1 protein-coding gene is annotated in these 478 nt (G+C 74.7%); it reads left to right on the top strand.

Translation table 11 applies throughout. From position 1 onward, the window contains the following. The coding region (locus tag DEIPI_RS0103755) for an FAD-dependent oxidoreductase (RefSeq protein WP_027480905.1) at window positions 1-478 on the top strand (478 nt) is incomplete at both ends.

Genomic DNA, 478 nt, shown 5'->3' with positions numbered 1-478 from the left:
CGGGCGGCTCGGACGCTACCGGGGGCTGGTGCCGCGCCTCGATCCGCGCGTGCTGCTCGACTACCTGAGGGTGTCCACCCGGCTGGAGCGCCTCAAGCGCGAGGTGCCGCTGGACGCGCCGTGGCAGGCGCCGAGGGCCGCCGAGTGGGACGCGGTGTCCTTCGAGACGTGGGTGGCGCGTTACGCCCGGCACGACCTCACGCGGGCATTGATGCGGCTGTACGCGGGCGCGGTGTTCGCGGCGGAACCGCGTGACCTGTCGCTGCTGCACGTGCTGTTCTACACCCGCGCGGGCGGCGACGTGAACGGGCACACGCTCGTGCGGGGTCACGCACTGCAGGACCGTGTGCTGGGCGGCGCGCAGTCCATCTGCGAGGCGCTCGCGCGGGACCTCGGCGATGCCGTCAGGCTCGGCGCGCCCGTGACACGGGTCACGCAGGACGCGGACGGCGTGACGGTCACGGCGGCGGGCGAGCGC

Origin of the sequence: Deinococcus pimensis DSM 21231, assembly GCF_000519345.1 — a bacterium.
GTDB classification, from domain to species: Bacteria; Deinococcota; Deinococci; order Deinococcales; family Deinococcaceae; genus Deinococcus_A; species Deinococcus_A pimensis.
The sequence above is the reverse complement of the archived record's forward strand: the minus strand, read 5'-3'. Positions and strand labels throughout refer to the sequence as shown.